General features: G+C 64.5%; 16 protein-coding genes. 4 read left to right on the top strand and 12 right to left on the bottom strand.

Annotated features, from left to right (window positions below; all coding sequences use genetic code 11):
- Window positions 1–5 precede the first annotated feature (5 nt).
- From HU752_RS27530 to HU752_RS27520, 3 genes are read left to right on the top strand one after another with little or no spacing between them, the layout of a single operon-like run.
- Window positions 6–2,192: an FUSC family protein gene (locus tag HU752_RS27530; protein WP_186678345.1), complete on the top strand. Its 2,187-nt coding sequence runs from the start codon at window positions 6–8 to the stop codon at window positions 2,190–2,192.
- Window positions 2,182–2,382, top strand: coding sequence for a DUF1656 domain-containing protein (locus tag HU752_RS27525; RefSeq protein ID WP_010445139.1), 201 nt, complete (start codon window positions 2,182–2,184; stop codon window positions 2,380–2,382). The genes HU752_RS27530 and HU752_RS27525 overlap by 11 nt, the downstream gene beginning before the upstream one ends.
- Before the next feature lie 10 nt (window positions 2,383–2,392).
- Window positions 2,393–3,253: an efflux RND transporter periplasmic adaptor subunit gene (locus HU752_RS27520; RefSeq protein WP_186678343.1), complete on the top strand. Its 861-nt coding sequence runs from the start codon at window positions 2,393–2,395 to the stop codon at window positions 3,251–3,253.
- A gap of 163 nt (window positions 3,254–3,416) precedes the next feature.
- Here the strand turns inward: HU752_RS27520 and HU752_RS27515 are convergent, their stop codons facing one another.
- Complete coding sequence (locus HU752_RS27515) at window positions 3,417–3,815, bottom strand: DUF4440 domain-containing protein (protein WP_186678341.1); 399 nt, start codon at window positions 3,813–3,815, stop codon at window positions 3,417–3,419.
- A 5-nt stretch (window positions 3,816–3,820) separates the two neighbouring features.
- Window positions 3,821–5,032 (bottom strand): MFS transporter, encoded by a 1,212-nt coding sequence (locus HU752_RS27510; RefSeq protein ID WP_186678339.1) that lies wholly within the window; start codon window positions 5,030–5,032, stop codon window positions 3,821–3,823.
- Window positions 5,033–5,142: 110 nt separating this feature from the next.
- Here HU752_RS27510 and HU752_RS27505 point away from each other — a divergent pair, with 110 nt between their 5' ends.
- The gene (locus HU752_RS27505; RefSeq protein WP_186678337.1) at window positions 5,143–6,033 is read left to right on the top strand and encodes a LysR family transcriptional regulator; all 891 of its coding nucleotides are present in this window, start codon (window positions 5,143–5,145) and stop codon (window positions 6,031–6,033) included.
- On the opposite strand, the gene HU752_RS27500 is transcribed toward HU752_RS27505, so the two are convergent.
- The 10 genes from HU752_RS27500 to algG form a co-directional block, all read right to left on the bottom strand.
- Window positions 6,034–6,846 (bottom strand): SDR family oxidoreductase, encoded by an 813-nt coding sequence (locus tag HU752_RS27500; RefSeq protein WP_186678335.1) that lies wholly within the window; start codon window positions 6,844–6,846, stop codon window positions 6,034–6,036.
- Window positions 6,847–6,856: 10 nt separating this feature from the next.
- On the bottom strand, window positions 6,857–7,258 hold the full coding sequence (locus HU752_RS27495) for a thioredoxin family protein (protein WP_186678332.1): 402 nt from the start codon (window positions 7,256–7,258) through the stop codon (window positions 6,857–6,859).
- A 107-nt stretch (window positions 7,259–7,365) separates the two neighbouring features.
- Entirely contained in the window at window positions 7,366–7,830 is a 465-nt protein-coding gene (locus HU752_RS27490) for a multidrug transporter (protein WP_186678329.1), read from the bottom strand.
- Window positions 7,831–7,992: 162 nt separating this feature from the next.
- The gene (locus tag HU752_RS27485) at window positions 7,993–9,444 is read right to left on the bottom strand and encodes a mannose-1-phosphate guanylyltransferase/mannose-6-phosphate isomerase (RefSeq protein ID WP_186678326.1); all 1,452 of its coding nucleotides are present in this window, start codon (window positions 9,442–9,444) and stop codon (window positions 7,993–7,995) included.
- 112 nt (window positions 9,445–9,556) lie between these two features.
- Window positions 9,557–10,219 (bottom strand): alginate O-acetyltransferase AlgF, encoded by a 663-nt coding sequence (locus HU752_RS27480; protein ID WP_186678323.1) that lies wholly within the window; start codon window positions 10,217–10,219, stop codon window positions 9,557–9,559.
- Between the two features lie 16 nt (window positions 10,220–10,235).
- Window positions 10,236–11,414, bottom strand: a complete 1,179-nt coding sequence (locus HU752_RS27475) for an alginate O-acetyltransferase (RefSeq protein WP_186678321.1) — start codon at window positions 11,412–11,414, stop codon at window positions 10,236–10,238.
- An 11-nt stretch (window positions 11,415–11,425) separates the two neighbouring features.
- Entirely contained in the window at window positions 11,426–12,976 is a 1,551-nt protein-coding gene (locus tag HU752_RS27470) for an MBOAT family O-acyltransferase (protein ID WP_186678319.1), read from the bottom strand.
- 246 nt (window positions 12,977–13,222) lie between these two features.
- On the bottom strand, window positions 13,223–14,332 hold the full coding sequence (locus HU752_RS27465; RefSeq protein ID WP_437182297.1) for a mannuronate-specific alginate lyase: 1,110 nt from the start codon (window positions 14,330–14,332) through the stop codon (window positions 13,223–13,225).
- An 11-nt stretch (window positions 14,333–14,343) separates the two neighbouring features.
- A complete protein-coding gene (locus HU752_RS27460) occupies window positions 14,344–15,777 on the bottom strand; it encodes an alginate O-acetyltransferase (protein WP_186678315.1) in 1,434 nt (477 codons plus the stop codon).
- A gap of 11 nt (window positions 15,778–15,788) precedes the next feature.
- Window positions 15,789–17,375, bottom strand: coding sequence for a mannuronan 5-epimerase AlgG (gene algG / locus HU752_RS27455; protein WP_186678313.1), 1,587 nt, complete (start codon window positions 17,373–17,375; stop codon window positions 15,789–15,791).
- Window positions 17,376–17,395 lie beyond the last annotated feature (20 nt).

Genomic DNA, 17,395 nt, shown 5'->3' with positions numbered 1-17,395 from the left:
GCTTCATGACTCCCTTGCCCGCCCCGGTGCGCTGGCTGTATTCCCTTGAATGGCGTCGCGGTTTCTTTGACTGGGCGCGCAGTGACGGCGTGACCTGGGTCTATATCTTCAAGGTCCTGGCCGCCGCCTTCCTGACGCTGTGGCTGGCGATGCGCCTGGAGCTGCCGCAGCCGCGGACGGCGATGATCACCGTGTTCATCGTCATGCAGCCACAAAGCGGCCACGTGTTCGCCAAGAGTTTCTACCGCCTGCTCGGCACCCTGGCCGGTTCGGCGATGATGGTGCTGCTGATCGCCCTGTTCGCGCAGAACACCGAGCTGTTTCTCGGGGCACTGGCGATCTGGGTCGGGATCTGCTCGGCGGGCGCGGCGCGCAACCGCAACTTCCGCGCCTACGGTTTCGTCCTCGCCGGCTATACCGCCGCGATGGTCGGCCTGCCGGCCCTGGCGCACCCGGAAGGGGCGTTCATGGCCGCCGTGTGGCGCGTGCTGGAGATCGCCCTGGGGCTGGTCTGCTCGACCTTCGTCAGCGCCGCGATACTCCCGCAGAGTTCCAGTGCGGCGATGCGCAACGCGCTCTACCAGCGATTCGGCGCCTTTGCCGGATTCGTCAGCAGCGGCCTGCGCGGCCCGCATGCCAGTGCCGCGTTCGAGACCGCGAACATCGGCTTCATTGCCCAGGCGGTCGGGATCGAAGGCCTGCGCAGCGTCACCGTGTTCGAAGACCCGCACATGCGTCGACGCAATGGCCGCCTGAATCGCCTGAACAGCGAGTTCATGACCCTGACCACCCGCTTCAATGCCCTGCACCAACTCTTGGAACGCTTGCGCAGCGACGAGTCGTCGACGGTCTTCGCTGCTATCGAACCGGGATTCCTCGGCCTGGCCGAACGGCTCGACGGTTTTGCCGGGCGCGGCCTGACCGACGCCGATGCCGCCCGCCTGGCGCAACTGTTGGCCGACTACAAGTCGGGCCTGCCGGAGCAGGTCCGCAGCCTGCGCTCGGCGTTCCTGGACCGTGAGCCGGACGAAGCCGACCTGCTGGATTTCCATACCGCCTTCGAACTGCTCTACCGCTTCGTCGAGGAACTGCACAGCTATGCGCTGACCCACGCATCCCTGGCCGACCACCGCCACGAGCGCGAGCAATGGGACGAACCCTTCGTGCCCAAGACCAACTGGCTGGCGGCCTCGGCCTCGGGCATTCGCGCCGCGTTCATCCTGCTGGTGCTGGGCAGCTACTGGGTCGCCACCGCCTGGCCGAGCGGGGCGACCATGACCCTGATCGCCGCGGCCACGGTCGGCCTGTCGGCGGCCACGCCGAATCCCAAGCGGATGTCGTTCCAGATGGCCTGCGGGACCTTTCTCGGTGCGCTGATCGGCTTCGGCGAGATGTTCTTCGTGTTCCCCTGGATCGACGGCTTCCCACTGCTGTGCATGGTACTTGCCCCGGTCTTCGTGTTCGGCGCGTTCCTCGCCTCGCGCCCGGCCTACATGGGCGTTGGCGTCGGCCTGCTGATCTTCTTCAGCACCGGCTCGGTGCCGGACAACCTGACGGTCTACAACCCCTACACCTTCATCAACGACTACATCGGCATGGTCATGGGCATGCTGGTCTGTGCCGCGGCCGGGGCGATCATCCTGCCGCCCAACAGCCGCTGGCTGTGGCGTCGGCTGGAGCAGGATCTGCGCGAACAGGTGGTGTTCGCCATCAGCGGCAGGCTCAAGGGCCTCGGCTCGGCCTTCGAAAGCGGCACCCGCGACCTGCTGCACCAGGCCTATGGTTTCGCCGCGGGCCAGCCGCAGGTGCAGAGCTCGCTGCTGCGCTGGATGTTCGTGGTGCTGGAGGTCGGCCACGCGATCATCGAGCTGCGCAAGGAACAGGCGATCCTGCCGGTGCACCCGGCCTATGCCGAGTCGCAGCCGTGGCGCCAGTCGATCCGGGTCATGGGTCGCTCGCTGATGCGCCTGTTCATCCAGCCCAGCGCGAGCAACCTGGAGCGCGCGCTGGTGGCGGTGGACCACGCGATCAGCCGGGTCCAGGCCACCGACGAACCCTTCGCCCGCCACTTCGACACTTCGGTGCTGCGCCGGGTGCAGAGCTACCTGCATTTCATCCGCACCTCGCTGCTGGACCCGCGCTCGCCGCTGGCGGCCCTGGGCCGCCCACAAGGAACCCACCATGCTTCGTGAAATCGCCTTCCACGGCCTCTACCTGCCGACCGTGACCCTGGTGTTCCTGGTCGCCGCCGGGGTCGGCTGGGCGCTTGACCGTTTTATCGCCAGCCATGACCTGTACCGCTTCTTCTGGCACCCGGCGCTGCTGCGCCTGAGCCTGTTCAGCTGCATCTTCGGCGCCCTGGCGCTCACTGTTTACCGTTGAGAACGACCTGATGAAAAAGCTCTTCAGCCTGCTCGCCACCTTGCTGGTCCTGGCCCTCGCGATCTGGATCGGCCGGTTGCTGTGGGTGCAGTACATGGAAACCCCCTGGACCCGTGACGGCCGGGTCCGCGCCGATATCATCAACGTCGCCGCGGACGTTACCGGCGAGGTGGTGGACGTGCCGGTGCGCGACAACCAGATCGTCAAGAAGGGTGACCTGCTGATGCAGATCGACCCCGAGCACTATCGCATCGCGGTCAAGCAGGCGCAGTCGCTGGTGGACTCGCGCAAGGCCACCTGGGAGATGCGCAAGGTCAATGCCCACCGTCGTGCCGACCTGGACAACCTGGTGATCTCCAAGGAGAGCCGCGACGACGCCGGCAACCTCGCCGACGCCGCGCTGGCCGACTACCAGCAGGCCCAGGCGCAACTGGAGGCGGCGCAACTGAACCTGGCGCGCACGCAAGTGCGGGCGGCAGTGGACGGCTACGTCACCAACCTCAACGTGCACCGTGGTGACTACGCGCGCATGGGCGAGGCGAAGATGGCGGTGGTCGACATGAACTCGTTCTGGGTCTACGGCTTCTTCGAAGAGACCAAGCTGCCCCATGTGAAGGTCGGAGACCCGGCGGACATGCAACTGATGAGTGGCCAGGTGCTCAAGGGCCATGTGGAAAGCATTTCGCGCGGCATCTATGACCGTGACAACCCCGAGAGCCGCGAGCTGATCGCCGATGTGAACCCGACGTTCAACTGGGTACGCCTGGCGCAGCGGGTACCGGTGCGCATTCACATCGACGAGGTACCGGACGGCGTGCTGCTGGCGGCGGGGATCACCTGTACGGTGGTGGTCAAGCCAACGGTGCCGTGAGCGGGTTTGTGGGGCGGGATCACCGGCCTCTTCGCGGGCAAGCCCGCTCCCACAATGACACTGTAGGGCCGCAGCCTGGAGTACACCCCGGCGATCTGTGGAAGCGGGCTTGCCCGCGAAGAGGCCCTGAAACACACTGGAAATCTCAGGACGCAAGCCTGTTTCAGACGTGAGTGAAGGTCTCGTGCAGGTGGCGCCACAGCACCCGGCCATCCGCTGCTCTTTCGAACACCGCCGTCGAGCGCCGGTCGGTTTGCGTCCCGCTGTCATCAGCCTGCCATTCACGATAGTGCAGGGTGGCGCCGGACTCATGCAGGGCGATCACCTGCAGTTCGCCCAGGGTGATACGGCATCCCGGTCGACGTCCCCCCAGATGGGTGAACAGCTCGACCAATCCCGATTTGTCCAGTTGCCTGCCCGTCGGGGTGACCATCGAGAACTCGGGGGAGAACCTTGCCAGCAGCGGTTCCAGCCTTTCATTTGTCAGCTTGCCGGCAAACCACTGTTCGATGATCTGGTGGGTTTCGATCACTTCATCGAAGTAGGGCGTCTTGTCGTTCATGCGGGTTATCCTTGTGCGGGAGTCAGTAGGGCCAGCACTGCCGGTGTATCGAGGCGCAGGGTGGCCAATAGCGGGACCAGAGTCAGCAGGGCAGCGGCCAGGAAGCACTGGTGAAAGTCGGCAGGCGTGCTGCCCAGCAGTTCCAGCAGGCCCATCATCAGCGCCGCGCCGAGGCAGAAACTCAGTTGTCGATTGATGTTCCATACCGCACTGGCGTGGCCCATGCGCGGCAGGTCGACATCGACGAAGGCGCAGTTGTGCGCGGTGCTGCTGCACAGGCTGCCGCCCAGGCCCATCAGGCTGTAGGCGAGGACCGGCAAGGCGCTGTCGGGGGCGGCGACCTGGGTCAGCAGCAGGATGCCGGCCGCCTGGGCGAACATCCCCGCCAACAGCAACGGCTTGGGCCCGACCCGATTGAAGCTGCGCTTGCCGACCAGGATCGCCACGCCCGAGGCCAGGGCCCAGGGCAACATCAGACTGCCGGTCCAGGCCGCGCTGGCACCGAGGTCGCGCAGGTAGAGAATGGCGACCAGTTGGGTGCCGATGAAGATGCCGGGAACGAACAGGTAGACCAGCATCGCCAGGCGCAGCAGTGGAATGCGCGCGACTTGGGCGGCTTTGCACAGGCCGTGGAGGCTGGGTGACGTCCGTTGGGCCGGCAAGACGTCCGGCTGGAACCACAGCGTACTGAGCAGCAACGGCAGCAGGGCCAGGGGAATATTGGCGTAGAAGATCCAGCGCCAGGACACATGGTCGACGATCAGCCCGCCCAGTGCCGGCGACAAGGCCGGGATCAGCAGGGCCACCAGCATCATCCGCGAGGTCAGTGTGGCCCGTTCGTGCACCGGGTAGTTGCGATAGGCCATGGCCTGGCCGACCGGAATCAGCAGGCCGCCACCGAGGCCCTGCAGCAACCGCCAGGCGATCAGCGTCTCGATCGAGGCGGCCTGGGCCACCCCCCAGGACGCGGCGGCGAACAGCGCCAGCGAGGCACCGATCAGCCGGCGTTCACCCACCAGGGTCGCCAGCCAGACGCTGAGTGGAATGATCGCCGTCAGCCCGTGCATGTAGGCGTTGCCGACCCATGCCAGTTGGCTGACCGAGGCCTGCAGTTCATGGCTGATCTCCGGGTAGGCGACGTTGGCGACGAACATGTTCACCAGGTCCAGGGAGAACCCCAGCAGGTACACCAGCGCGATTTTCGAGCGATAGCTCATGGCGGGCTCCATCGATTGATGGCGACAGGTTATGCGCGGCCCCGGCCTTGGGAAACAGCGATTTGGCTGCTAGTTTGTCAAAGTTATTTTGACAATCAGCTGGAGAACCCATGGTCAGCCTGGACCGATTCGACACTTTCAAGGCCGTGGTCGAGGCCGGTTCGCTGACGGCCGCAGCCGAATTGCTGGGGCAGACCCGAGCGGTGGTCAGCTTCAACATCAAGCGCCTGGAAAGCGAGCTGGGCGTGACCCTGCTGCTGCGCAATACCCGGCGTCTGGCCCTGACCGAGGCTGGCGAACGCTTCTATGGGCGTTGCCTGAGCATGCTCGAGGAGGCACGGCTGGCGATCGACGAAGCCCGTTCGGAGCACACGCAATTGCGCGGGACGCTGCGGATCACCACCACGGTCGAATACGCGCTGGCCAAGGTGGTCCCGGCGCTGGAGCGCTTTCGCCAGTTGCACCCGGAGTTGAAGGTGCACCTGTCGACCTCCTCGACCCATGCCGACCTGATCTCAGAGCGCTTCGACCTGGCGATTCGGTTGGGACAGGTGTCCGACTCCAATCATCGGGCCACACAACTGGCGACCTTCCGGATCTTTGCCGTGGCCACGCCGGGATTCATCGAGGGGTTGCCGGGGGGCGACCTGCCGACCTTCGGCGCCTTGCAGAAGGTACAAAGTCTGGTGCATGGCCGACTGGGTGACCTGGGGCTGACCCATGTGGCCAGTGGCGAGCGCTTCGTCTTCCGGCCGGGGGCGGAGCAGTCACGGATCGTCGCCGACAACTCTTCGGTGCTGCGTGGTTTTGCCCTGGCCGGGCAGGGCGTGGCGATCCTGCCGGACTGGCTGGTGCAGGAGGACCTGGAGGCGGGGCGCCTGTGTCGGCTGATGAGCGATTTCGAGTTTGCCGGGCAGGGGATCTATGCGCTGTACCCGGACACCCGGCACCTTCCGCTGAAGGTGCGCTTGTTCATCGACTTCATGAAGGAGCAGGCCTGATCAGAGCCGGGCACCCAAGCCGAACTTCTTCATCAGCACTTTCTCCAGCAGGCCCTTGGGCAGCAGGTTCGCCATCAGTGGCAAGGCGCGGCTGCCATTGCCCAGGCGCAACAGACGCGGCGGGTTTGGCTGGCAGCAGGCCTTGAGCAGGCCGGCGGCGAATTCACTGGCCGGGGTCGGGCGGTTCTGCGAGGCGTTGGCGCGCGCGCGGATGCCTTCACGCAGCGGCCACCAGGGCGACGCCTCGGCGATCAGTTGCTCGGCTTCATGGCTGGCGTTCCTGGCGAAGTGGGTGTCGATCGCCCCGGGCTGGACTTCCATCACCCGGACGCCAAACGGTGCCAGTTCCATGCGCAGCGCATCGCTCAGGGCGTGCACCGCCGCCTTGGACGCGCAATAGGCCCCGGCGAAAGGGGTGACCAGCACGCCCGACACGCTGCCGACATTCACCACCAGCCCGCGGCTGCGACGCAGCGCCGGGAGCAGCGCGCGGGTCACGCCGACAATGGAGAACACGTTGGTTTCGAACTGCCGCTGCATGGCCTCGACACCGCCATCGAGCACCGGCCCCATGGCGCCGTAGCCGGCGTTGTTGATCAGGATGTCCAGCTGTTCGATGCGTTCGGCCAGCTGTTGCAGGGCCGCGCCATCGTTGACGTCCAGTTGCACGGCGGTGAAACCGGCGGCGGCCAGGGCGGCGACGTCCTCTTCCTTGCGCGCGGTGGCCCAGACCTCGTGGCCGGCCTGTCTGAAACTGTTGGCCAGGGCACGGCCGATACCGCTGGAGCATCCGGTGATCAAGGTGACGGGCATGGGCACATCCTTATGAGGCCTGGGAGTCGAAGACCTCCGAGAATACCTTGTCCGTGACAAAAAGGAGCGAATCGAATCCCTGTTTGATCTTTTCCCGGTCGGTGCCATACAGGCGGGTCTGGCCACCATGCCCATCAAGAAAGAACAGGGCGGGGACGAACTGGATTTCGATATTGGGTTGCAACAGCTTGAGGATCGGGTAGCTGAGCTGGAAAAACGCCACCCGGTCGCGGTAGGGCCCGGCGGCCAGTGCCGCGATCTGCGGCCTGAGTTGTTCACAGGGCGGACAACCGCGACTGTAGACCAGTACCACCGAGGGTTTGGGACGAATCAGCGGCACTTCCAGGCTGCCCAACTCGCTGCGAAACTGACGCCGGGTCTTTATCTCCATGACTGGGGTGTGACTCTTCATTCTGGCTCCCTGACTGGGTTGCACCGCCAAGGGGGTATTCAACGCCAAAACCAGGTGGTTGTAACCTGTCAGAAATGACAGGTGGCAAAGTGCCACTATTTGTGCGCTCAGCCGGAAAAACTGCCCTGCAGGCGTTCGGCGCGGAACTCCAGGGTTTGCGGCCGATAGCCGGGGCGCAGCGGCGGCAACGGCAGGCAATCCTCCCAGACACCGGCGGCCTGCAGCTCGCCGGGGCCGCGATAGCGTGGCGCGGCATAGCTGTTTTCGGCCAGGTTGACGGTATCGCCCGGGGCGTAGGCAGCGACGCGCCAGCGCAGTTCCACCAGGGGTACCTTGTTATCGTTCTTCATCTTCAGTTGCAGTGGACGATCCGCCGGACAGTGCTCGGGGGCATAGTCGATACGCATCTCCAGATGCGCCAGTTGCCGGGCCTCGCGGCTGTCCATCCAGGCTACCCAGGCGGCCACCATGCCCAATCCGGCCAGCGCGGCCATCGAGACCGGCAGGGCCTTGGCCGGGTAACGCAACAGCAGGATCAGCCAGGTGATGACCAGCAGGACGCCGATGAACATGAACGGATGCCTCGATAATGCGGGAAGCCTCATGCTAACAGTGTAGGCGGCACGGGTTCATCCTGGGAACTTGCAGCGACATCGGGGGAGGGGCACCCCCGACCCTGCCGAGCGCGGATAGGGGACGCGGTCGGCAGGGCGGAGGTGGTGGAACGCGGTGCGTTACTGGGCGATGGTTTTCACCGAAACGCCACGCTCGACCGGGGTCGAACGGCCGTAGATATCTTCGAAACGCTCGATATCGTCTTCGCCCAGGTAGCTGCCCGATTGCACTTCGATGATCTCCAGCGGGATCTTGCCGGGATTGCGCAGGCGGTGCACCGAGGCGATCGGGATGTAGGTGGACTGGTTCTCGCAGAGCAGGAACACGTTCTCGTCACAGGTCACTTCGGCGGTGCCGCTGACCACGATCCAGTGTTCGGCACGGTGGTGGTGCATCTGCAGCGACAGGCACGCACCCGGCTTGACCGAAATGTGCTTGACCTGGAAGCGCCCGCCCATGTCCACCGAGTCATAGGAGCCCCATGGCCGGTAGACCTCGCAGTGGTTCTGGGTCTCGCTGCGGCCCTGTTCGTTGAGGGTGTTGACCATCTGCTTGACGCCCTGGACCTTGTCCTTGTGGGCGATCATCATCGCGTCCTTGGTCTCGACCACGACGATGTTCTCCAGGCCGATCACCGACACCAGCTTGCCGTTGCCGTGGATCATGCAGTTGCGGCTGTCCTGGATCACCACGTCGCCCTTGCTGACGTTGCCGTTCTCGTCCTTTTCATGCACGTCCCACAGCGACGACCAGCAACCGACGTCGCTCCAGCCGGCGGTGAGCGGCACCACGCAGGCGCGCTGGGTCTTTTCCATCACCGCGTAGTCGATGGAGTTGTCCGGGCACTGGGCGAAGGTGGCCTCGTCGAGGGTCACGCTGTCGGCGTCCTGCTGGCTGCGCTCGAGGGTCAGCAGGCAGGTGTCGTAGATGTCCGGATCGTGTTTTTTCAGCTCCTCGAGGAAGCGGCTGGCGCGGAACAGGAACATGCCGCTGTTCCAGTAGTAGCCACCGGCCTCGACGAACTCGTTGGCGCGTTTTTCATCGGGCTTCTCGACGAACTGCGAGACCCGGCTGACGCCTTCAGGCAGCAGTGCGTCATTGCTCGACTTGATGTAGCCGTAGCCGGTTTCCGGCTTGGTCGCCGGCACGCCGAACAGCACCATCTCGCCGCGCTCGGCGGCCACCGTGGCCAGCGCCAGGGCGCGCTGCAGGCCCTTCTGGTCCTCCAGCACGTGGTCGGCGGGCAGCACCAGCATCAGCTCGTCGCGACCTTCGTTGACCAGCATCATCGCGGTCAGCGCCACGGCTGGGGCGGTATTGCGGCCGAAGGGCTCCATCAGGATGCGCTGGGCCTCGAGCTGGCGGGCCTGCAGCTGCTCGCTGACGATGAAGCGGTGGTCCTTGTTGCAGACCACGATCGGGGTGTCCATGCCTTCGAACACCAGGCGTTCGATGGTCTGTTGGAACAGTGTCTGCTCGCCGGTCAGGGCGAGGAACTGCTTGGGAAACTGCTTGCGCGACAGTGGCCAGAGACGGGAGCCGCTACCACCAGAGAGGATTACCGGGATCATGCTGTTACTCCTTTAAACGATATTGGGTTCAGAGCTACTGTGTGCTGTCTTGTTGTTGTCCAGTGCCGGACGAGTGCCAGGTCTTCATGGCATCGTTCGTCCGGCGAATTCATCAGCGGGTCGACACCGGGCGCTTGACCCAGACCGGCGACAGGCTGCTGCCGCTGCCGGTGACGTAGAGCACCGCCGCTTCGCCGCGCTCCAGGGCGACCGGCTTGAGGTCACTGACCTTCTGGTTGCCGTCGTACAGGGCGAAGCTGACCTTGACCGGGTTGATCTCGCGTTCACCGCGGCCCTTGGCCGCCACCGACTGGACCACGTCGGTCTTGCCGTCGGCGGTCTTGAGGGTCAGCGCCTTGTCACTGAGGTTCTGCACGCGCACCAGGGATTTCTGCTTGTTCTTGAACGGTGGCTCTTCGATCAACTGCGGCTGGCCGCTGGCGTTGTTGACCAGGGTGTAATAGTGGTCGGGAGCGAGTTTCACCGGCAGGCTCTGGCTGCCGACCTTGGCGCTGTAGTCGCCGCCCGGCATGAAGCTGAAGTCGCTGCTGGCCAGCGGGGCGACGTCGTTGAGTGCGGTGGCGCCGACGGTAGCGCTGACTTCCTGGTTGCTGGCGTTGTACAGGCGTACGAAGCTCGAGCCTTTCGGTGCGGTCGGGCCGTACAGGGCGGCGTCGCCGGCAGCCCATACCTGCAGCGAGAGCAGGCTGAGACCTGCGGCCATGGCCAGGGTCTTGAGGGTACGGCCGTGGGTGTTACCAGTAGTAAAAGTCATGGTGCATACCTCTTTTTCAGTTTTGCGCCTGTGCAGGCGACTCGGATCGGGTTGTGTTCAGAACCAGGTTCTGTTGGCGGATACCCGCGGCTTTCAATTGCGCGACCCACTGCGGGTCGGCATCGCCGATTTCGTTGTTGACCGGCAGGTAGCGCTCCGGGAATTCCCAGATCAGCACCTGTGGCGGGTTGTTCTTGAAGGCGTCGCTCTTGAGGTAGGCGAGCATCGGCAGGATCGGGCCATGGCCGTCCTCGGCGTAATTGACCACGTCGCTGTGCAGTGCCTGCTTCAGGGCGCCGACGAAGTTCCAGTTCGGGTTGGCGCTGTAGCTGGTGCCGATCAGTGCCACCGGCACTTCGTTGTCGGCGAACAGGGCGTCGTCGCCGGACGTGGAGCTTTCGACGGCACGGGTGACGCGCTTCTCCAGCGGTTCTTCGGCCGGCATCAGGTTTTCGAACAACGGGTCCAGGGGCAGGAAGCGGCGCAGATCCCCCTTGTGTTCCTCGGTCTTCTCGGCCTCGGTGACGAAACGTTGCGGCTGGCCGCTCAGCGGCATGGCCTGGGCGATGGCGTTGGCCAGTTGGGTCGCGGCGATCTGGGCACCGTCCGGGGTCCAGTGGGTATCGGTGCGCAGGAACACCTGCTGGCCGTTCTGCTTGGCCTGTTGCAACGGGCCCAGCAGGTCGGGGGCGAGAATGTGCTCGGCGGCGACACGGGCGTGGAAGTCGCGGTACAGGTCGGCGTGGATGCTGGCCGGACGCTCGTCGCCGAGGTGCTCAGGATACAGCCGCACCTTGGCCGGGACGATCGCCATCACCAGGTTCACGCCCTTGGCCTTGAGAGCCTGGCGCACGCCTTCGACCAGCGCGTAGTTGCCTTGCAGGTTCTGCTGCTGGCCGGCGGTCGGCTTGAACTCCTCGTCGCTGTAGAGCCACTGGTCGCGGCCCAGTACCACGCCGGGACGGCCTTCGTTGAACAGCTTGAAGTCCACGGCGGCCCAGAGGTTGGTGCCCAGTCGCTTGATCGGGAACTCGTCGTCGTAGCGGGTCTCGATGGCCTTGGCCCAGCGCCCGTTGAGGAACGTCGCGTCGGGGTTGGTACTGAAACCGATGAGGCCACGCAGGGACCACAGGCCCAGTGCCAGCAGCAGGGCGAGGAACAGCGCGATGTAGAGGATGCGTAATGAGCGGGTCATGGTCGGCTCCCTCAGAACTGGAAGTAGAGGAACGGCGAGAAGCTCTGCGCCGAGAGTTTGAGAATCGAGGCGATGAACAGCAGCAGGACCAGGGCGCGCATCAGGTAGCGCGGCCAGTCGGCGACCCAGTAGGCCGGTTGTACCTGGGCCTCGATGCCGACGGTGTAGCCGGGCTCGTGGATGCTGCCGGACGATTCGCCGGGTGCGGCCTTGATCAGGCCGGGTTGCGCAGTGGCCGGGCCATCGGCCGGCTTGGCCTTGGCGGCGGGCGGATCGCGGTACAGGTCGCGCAGGCCGAAGAACGCCAGGGTCGCGTAGGCCACCACCAGGGTCGCCACCTGCAGGCCGGTGAGGCTGGCGCGGTTGAGTTCCGACAGCGACCAGTCGCCGAAGCTGAACATCGCCCCGTACATGCGGCCGGCCACGTGCAGGTTCTCGGCGCGGAAGATCACCCAGCCCATGATCACCAGCAGGAAGGTCAGGGCCCAGCGGATCGGGTTCAGGCTGCGTGGCGTGGTGTTGATACCCAGGGCCTTCTCGATCGCCAGCCACATGCCGTGCCAGGCACCCCAGACGATGTAGGTGATGTTCGCCCCGTGCCACAGGCCGCCGAGCAGCATGGTCAGGAACAGGTTGCGGTAGGTGATCAGGGTGCCGCGACGGTTACCGCCGAGGGTGATGTACAGGTAGTCGCGCAGCCAGGTCGACAGGCTGATGTGCCAGCGCCGCCAGAATTCGGTGATCGACTGGCTGATATAGGGCTGCTTGAAGTTTTCCATGAAGCGGAAGCCCATCATCAGGCCCAGGCCGATGGCCATGTCGCTGTAGCCGGAGAAGTCGAAGTACAGCTGCGCGGTGTAGGCCAGCGCGCCGAGCCAGGCATCGCCGGTGGTCGGGTGTTGCAGGGCGAAGCAATGGTCGGCGACCACCGCCAGGGTGTCGGCGATGAACACCTTCTTGATGAAGCCCTGCATGAAGCGCGTGGCGCCCTCGGAGAACTTGTCGAGGGTGTGGGTGCGGTGATTGAACTGGTCCGCCAGGTCACGGAAGCGCAGCACGGGGCCGGCGATCAGGTGCGGGAAGATCGCCACGAAGGCCGCGAAGTCGATCAGGTTGCGGGTGGCCGGAGTATCGCCGCGGTACACGTCGATGATGTAGCTGATGGATTCGAAGATGTAGAACGAGATCCCGATCGGCAGCAGTACGTGGGTCAGGATGAACGGTTCGAGACCGAACGAGGTCATGATCGCGTTGAGGCTGTCGACGCCGAAGTTGGCGTACTTGAAGTAACCGAGGATGCACAGGTCGACGGCCACGCCCAGCAGCAGCCAGCGCTGCGCCGGCTTGGTGCGCACGCCGGCGGCACCGACCTTCAGGCCGATCCAGTAGTTCCACAGGGTCACGCCGGCGAACAGCGCCAGGAAGTCGACCCGCCACCAGGCGTAGAACACGTAGCTGGCGACCAGCAGCAGCAGGTTGCGATAGCGTTGCCCGCTCAGGTAGTACAAGCCGAGAAAGATCGGCAGGAACAGGAACAGGAACACGTTGGATGAGAAGACCATCCCGATCTCTCCTTGTCTGATCAACAGTCCGGGGCCAAGGCCCCCCCAAACCCCCCGCAAAAATGAGGGGGTGTACATCAGTTTCTTGTGGTGAGGGGGCTTGCCCCCGCTGGGCTGCGCAGCAGCTCCAAAACCTGAGTCCGCGCTTTTTCAGGCAGACCGGGCTTGCCGGTTTTGGGGCTGCCTTGCAGCCCAGCGCGGGCAAGCCCGCTCGCCACTAAAAAGCTCTTTCACCCTGCAAGTTCGTTAGTGGTTACCCTTCTCGTGCGCCGGGTCGTAGACCCGGGTCAGGTCGCCACCGAGACGGAACGCCTTGAACGGTTGCATCCCGTGCTTGCGCTGCAGCACATCGTCCGGGCAGGTGTAGAGCGTGCAGTAGGGCTCCAGCCAGGCGAATTTGCTGTCGACCTTGAGATCGGTCATGTCCTGCTCGCGGCCGTTGCGGGCCTGGAACTGGCTGGGGTCCTGGACCCCGGCCAGCACCCGGTCACCCAGGCGCTTGAGAGCGCCGTTGTTTTCCTGGCGCAGGTCGACGCCGTTGGCCTGGGCGAAGCTGGCGATCATCGCCAGCGGCGGCAGCGCATAGTTGTGGTAGGCCAGGGCGCGTTGTTGGCGCTTGAGTTCGTTGGGCAAAAAGCCCTGCGGGTCGACCTGGTTGGCGGCAATCCGGTATTCCTTCACCGACCAGTCGAACAGGTCGCGGCGGTCGGTGGCGATGGCGGTCGCCATCACCGCCCAGGCGGCCCAGTACGAGTGGTTGTTGGTCTTCTCCAGCGGCAGGTTGTCCCAGTCGCTGACCACCTGGTCGGCCAGTTTTCCGAACCAGGCCTCGATCTCCTGCGCTTCCTTCTGGTGGGTCGCCAGCGGGCGCGAGTCGGAGAACTTCAGGCGGATATAGGACGAGGCCATGCTGCCCAGCGCCCATTTGCGCATGGACTTGCCGGTGTGGTTGAAGTCCTTGGAGGTCAGCGCATCGGCCTGGGCCCAGGCGGTCAACCAGTTCAGCGTGCAGCTCAACTCCTGTGGCCGACCGTCGCGCATGAACTGCATCACCTGCTTGCTGGTGCCGCGTTCCATGCTGGTGATGTCGGCGGTGCTGTCGTGAAAGGCCTTTTCCGACTGTACGTTGAGCGTGGCCCGGGCCTTGTCCGAGCCCTCGTACTTGCTGCGGAACTGCAACTGGCCGGTGTAGGGCTGGGGCATGGCGTCACAGCCGTCGTGGCTGTCGCTGCTCTTGACCTTGTCGACAGCGGCGAAGTAACCCTGTGGCGGGCGCAGTGGCGCCGCGGCCTGGGCGGCCCCGGCGACGATCGCCAGGCCCAGCAGGGAAGGAACGAGCAGTGTGCGGATAGTCATCTTCAGGCACCTCATAACCCGGCCTGGGCCCGATGGGGCTCGGCGCTGGGGAATACGTTGCGTTTGCAGATCTTCGCCTCGACCTTCTGTGGCGCCGTGCCCGGTTCCGGGCCCTGGACTTCGACCGCCAGCAGGTTCTGGTTGGCCCAGTCCTCGTCGGTGCGCAGTTCGAAGGCGAAACGTCCGTCCGTGTCCGATGTTTCCGGTTTCTCGATCTTGATGTCCTCGTGGCGGCCGTTCATGTACCAGAGGGTCGCGTGCAGGGTTTTCACCGAGGTGTCGGCGAAGCGGATGTCGACCTGGTGGCCACTGTTGCGCAGGTCGCGGTTGCTGCTGTTGACCAGCAACTCGTTCTTGCCCGGCTTGACCGTGGTGCTGGCGGTCATGTCGGCGTTCTTGCCTTCACAACCGTTGTCGAGAAGGGACATCATCTGCCGGTAGATGGTTTCCTGGTCCAGGCGGTAGAGCGGCGAGAACTCCCAGATGAGGATCTTCGGCGGGGTCTTCTGGAACTCGTCGCTGCCCAGGTACTGCAGCATCGAGCCCTCGAGGCCACCACCGGGGAAGGCGACGTTGAGGATGTCGGCGCCGATGTACTGCTGCAGGAAGCCGGCGAAGTTGTAGTTCTTGCCGCTGTGGCTGGTACCGACGAGGGTGATCTGCGGGTTGCCGGAATCACCGAACAGGTCGCCGTCCGCCGCCTCGCCCTTGGGCTCGGTGGCGAACTGTTCCATGTACTGGATCGCGTAGCTGGTGCCGCACAGCTGGCCGGCCATGTTGTGCAGGGTGCCGGTCTTGCCCATGCGCCCGGAGACGTGGGTCTCGAATTCGCGATGGGGGATGTCGGCGAAACCGGGAACCTTCTTCACCGTCTCGGCGACGATCTTCGCCGTGCGCTCGGCACCGTACGGGGTCCAGTGCTGGTCACCGCGGAAATAGAAGTCGTGGGCCTGCTGTTCGTTGGTCAACGGCGACAGGTCGGGCACGTGGTAGCCCATCTTCGCGAAGCGACCGAGCATCGCCTGGTAGTTGTGCAGGGCCTTCTGGTAATCGAACTTGTCGCGCTCGGCGGGGAACAGCTTGTTGCGGTTCACCAGGCCACGGGTCGGCTGGTAGACCACCACCAACTCGACGCCCTTGCTCTTGAACGCGTCGTGCAGTTGCTGCAGGCGCTTGTAGCCTTCCGGCGTGGTATCGAACTCGGTGCGCAGGTCTTCCTGGGTCCGGAACAGCCAGTCGCCCTGGGCCTGTACCAGGGTGGTGAAGTTCTGCTGGTAGCGGGTCACGTAGTTCTTCGCATCGTGGGCCGCCGGGCACAGGCTGCAGCACGGTTCGGCGGTGAATTTCGGTGCCTGCACTTCCTCGGCCCGCAGGTTGCCGCTGACGGCGAGAATCGCGGTGGTGATGGCGCAGAGGCCGAAGAGTTTGATCAGGTGTGGGTTCATTAAGGTCGTCCTCAATCGCGCAATTCGGTCTGGCGTTCGACGGGGTCGATCAGCACGGCTTTCTGCTGGCGCACCAGCAGGTCGAGAATTTCATCCTGGCGATCGCCCAGCACGCCGGTGAAGCTGATGCCGCTGCTCTTGCTCGGGGCGAGCATGGACACCCGGTACAGCTCCAGGCTCAGTGGCGAGTCGATGGACAGCGGGCCGCTGCCGTTGCCGGCCAGTTCACCGCCGACCACGATCAGCGAGACCTCGGCATCGAACGGGTCGAGCTTGATGTCGCGGTCGGTGTCGCTCAGGTCCTTGATGTGGCCGTAGATGCCGGTCAGGCCGTTGGCCATCGACAGGTTCTCGTACAGGCGCACGTTGACGCTGTTGCGGATGCGGATGCCGTGGCGCTTGTTGCCGATCAGCCGGTTGGCGTAGATCAGATTGTCGGCACTCTCGTAGAGGGTGATGCCGTCGGTGTGGTTCTTGTAGATCTCGTTGTAGGCGACCAGGTTGTTGACGCTGTTGCGGTCGATCACCAGGCCCGAGAGGTGGTTGTCGTAGCTGCGGTTGTTGAAGATGAAGCTGTCGTTCACTTCCCGGGAAATGATGATGCCGTGCTTCTTCTTCGTGCCGTACACGGTGTTGTCGGCGATGATCAGCCGGTGCGAGCGGTCGTGGGGGTCGATGCCGTAGACGATGTTGTCGCGGTAGGTATTGCCCTTGAGCACGAAGTCGCGGGTTTCGTAGCAGTAGAAGCCGTACCACATGTCGCTGAACTCCGAGCCGATGATCCAGCCGGTCGGTTCGGGGCGCTTGAGCACCTTGGCCATGTTCGGCGTGTACTGGGAAATACTCACGCCGTAGGATTTACTGTTGGAGTAGCCGAAGCTGGCCATCTTGCTGTTGACGATGTAGGTCTCGGTGCCGCCCCAGGCCAGCAGGAACGGACGGAATTCTTTCGGTGAGCGGAAGGTCGCCGGGCCGTTGTCGGCCTCGCGCCAGCCGGTGACCCTGGTGTCACGCACGAACAGCTGCCCGTCATTGACCAGGAACGCGCCGCCTTCCTGGGACAGCCGCAGTTCCTGGGTCTGGCCGTCGATGTCGAGGATGCCCTTGCGTCCGACCACGATCGGTACCCGTGCCAGGAACACGCCTGGCGAGGTTTCGCTGATGTACTTGGCCGGCAGCTTCTTCACCAGGTCCTTGAGGTTCAGGTAGCCGTCGTCGACGAAGATCGCCTGGGGGATGCCGTGTTGGCGTACCACCCATTCGGCCATCTTGTTGTCACCACCGATGAAGTCCTTGAGCGCATCCTCCTGCATCATCCGGCGCACGCTGATCTTGCCCGGCTGGCTGCGCACGATCTTCGCCGCGACGGCCTCGGCGGTGTAGCCGCCGAGATCCGGCAGCCGGGGTTTTTCCAGGTGCAGCGGTTCGCTCGGCGCGGTGCTGACGGTGTAGGTCTTGGCCTGTTGCAGTTCCTTGGCAACGATCGGCGCCTGGCCGCTGGCGGCCGGCTTCTCGACGTTGGCCAGGGCCGTGCTGCCGGCCAGCAGCAGGGCGACGGCGAGAGCGCTGAGCGAACCTTGCATGGCGATCTGATTCATCTTGGAAACTCCCTTCGCGG

The organism is Pseudomonas vanderleydeniana (assembly GCF_014268755.2).
GTDB classification, from domain to species: domain Bacteria; phylum Pseudomonadota; class Gammaproteobacteria; order Pseudomonadales; family Pseudomonadaceae; genus Aquipseudomonas; species Aquipseudomonas vanderleydeniana.
This window is presented reverse-complemented; position numbering and strand designations above follow the sequence as displayed.

What these genes read in the sequence shown, in the direction of transcription:
- HU752_RS27530 (WP_186678345.1), top strand. Translation starts at nt 6, where the DNA reads ATGACTCCCTTGCCCGCCCCGGTGCGCTGGCTGTATTCCCTTGAATGG.
- HU752_RS27525 (WP_010445139.1), top strand. Translation starts at nt 2,182, where the DNA reads ATGCTTCGTGAAATCGCCTTCCACGGCCTCTACCTGCCGACCGTGACC.
- HU752_RS27520 (WP_186678343.1), top strand. Translation starts at nt 2,393, where the DNA reads ATGAAAAAGCTCTTCAGCCTGCTCGCCACCTTGCTGGTCCTGGCCCTC.
- HU752_RS27515 (WP_186678341.1), bottom strand. Translation starts at nt 3,815, where the DNA reads ATGAACGACAAGACGCCCTACTTCGATGAAGTGATCGAAACCCACCAG.
- HU752_RS27510 (WP_186678339.1), bottom strand. Translation starts at nt 5,032, where the DNA reads ATGAGCTATCGCTCGAAAATCGCGCTGGTGTACCTGCTGGGGTTCTCC.
- HU752_RS27505 (WP_186678337.1), top strand. Translation starts at nt 5,143, where the DNA reads ATGGTCAGCCTGGACCGATTCGACACTTTCAAGGCCGTGGTCGAGGCC.
- HU752_RS27500 (WP_186678335.1), bottom strand. Translation starts at nt 6,846, where the DNA reads ATGCCCGTCACCTTGATCACCGGATGCTCCAGCGGTATCGGCCGTGCC.
- HU752_RS27495 (WP_186678332.1), bottom strand. Translation starts at nt 7,258, where the DNA reads ATGAAGAGTCACACCCCAGTCATGGAGATAAAGACCCGGCGTCAGTTT.
- HU752_RS27490 (WP_186678329.1), bottom strand. Translation starts at nt 7,830, where the DNA reads ATGTTCATCGGCGTCCTGCTGGTCATCACCTGGCTGATCCTGCTGTTG.
- HU752_RS27485 (WP_186678326.1), bottom strand. Translation starts at nt 9,444, where the DNA reads ATGATCCCGGTAATCCTCTCTGGTGGTAGCGGCTCCCGTCTCTGGCCA.
- HU752_RS27480 (WP_186678323.1), bottom strand. Translation starts at nt 10,219, where the DNA reads ATGACTTTTACTACTGGTAACACCCACGGCCGTACCCTCAAGACCCTG.
- HU752_RS27475 (WP_186678321.1), bottom strand. Translation starts at nt 11,414, where the DNA reads ATGACCCGCTCATTACGCATCCTCTACATCGCGCTGTTCCTCGCCCTG.
- HU752_RS27470 (WP_186678319.1), bottom strand. Translation starts at nt 12,976, where the DNA reads ATGGTCTTCTCATCCAACGTGTTCCTGTTCCTGTTCCTGCCGATCTTT.
- HU752_RS27465 (WP_437182297.1), bottom strand. Translation starts at nt 14,332, where the DNA reads ATGACTATCCGCACACTGCTCGTTCCTTCCCTGCTGGGCCTGGCGATC.
- HU752_RS27460 (WP_186678315.1), bottom strand. Translation starts at nt 15,777, where the DNA reads ATGAACCCACACCTGATCAAACTCTTCGGCCTCTGCGCCATCACCACC.
- algG (WP_186678313.1), bottom strand. Translation starts at nt 17,375, where the DNA reads ATGAATCAGATCGCCATGCAAGGTTCGCTCAGCGCTCTCGCCGTCGCC.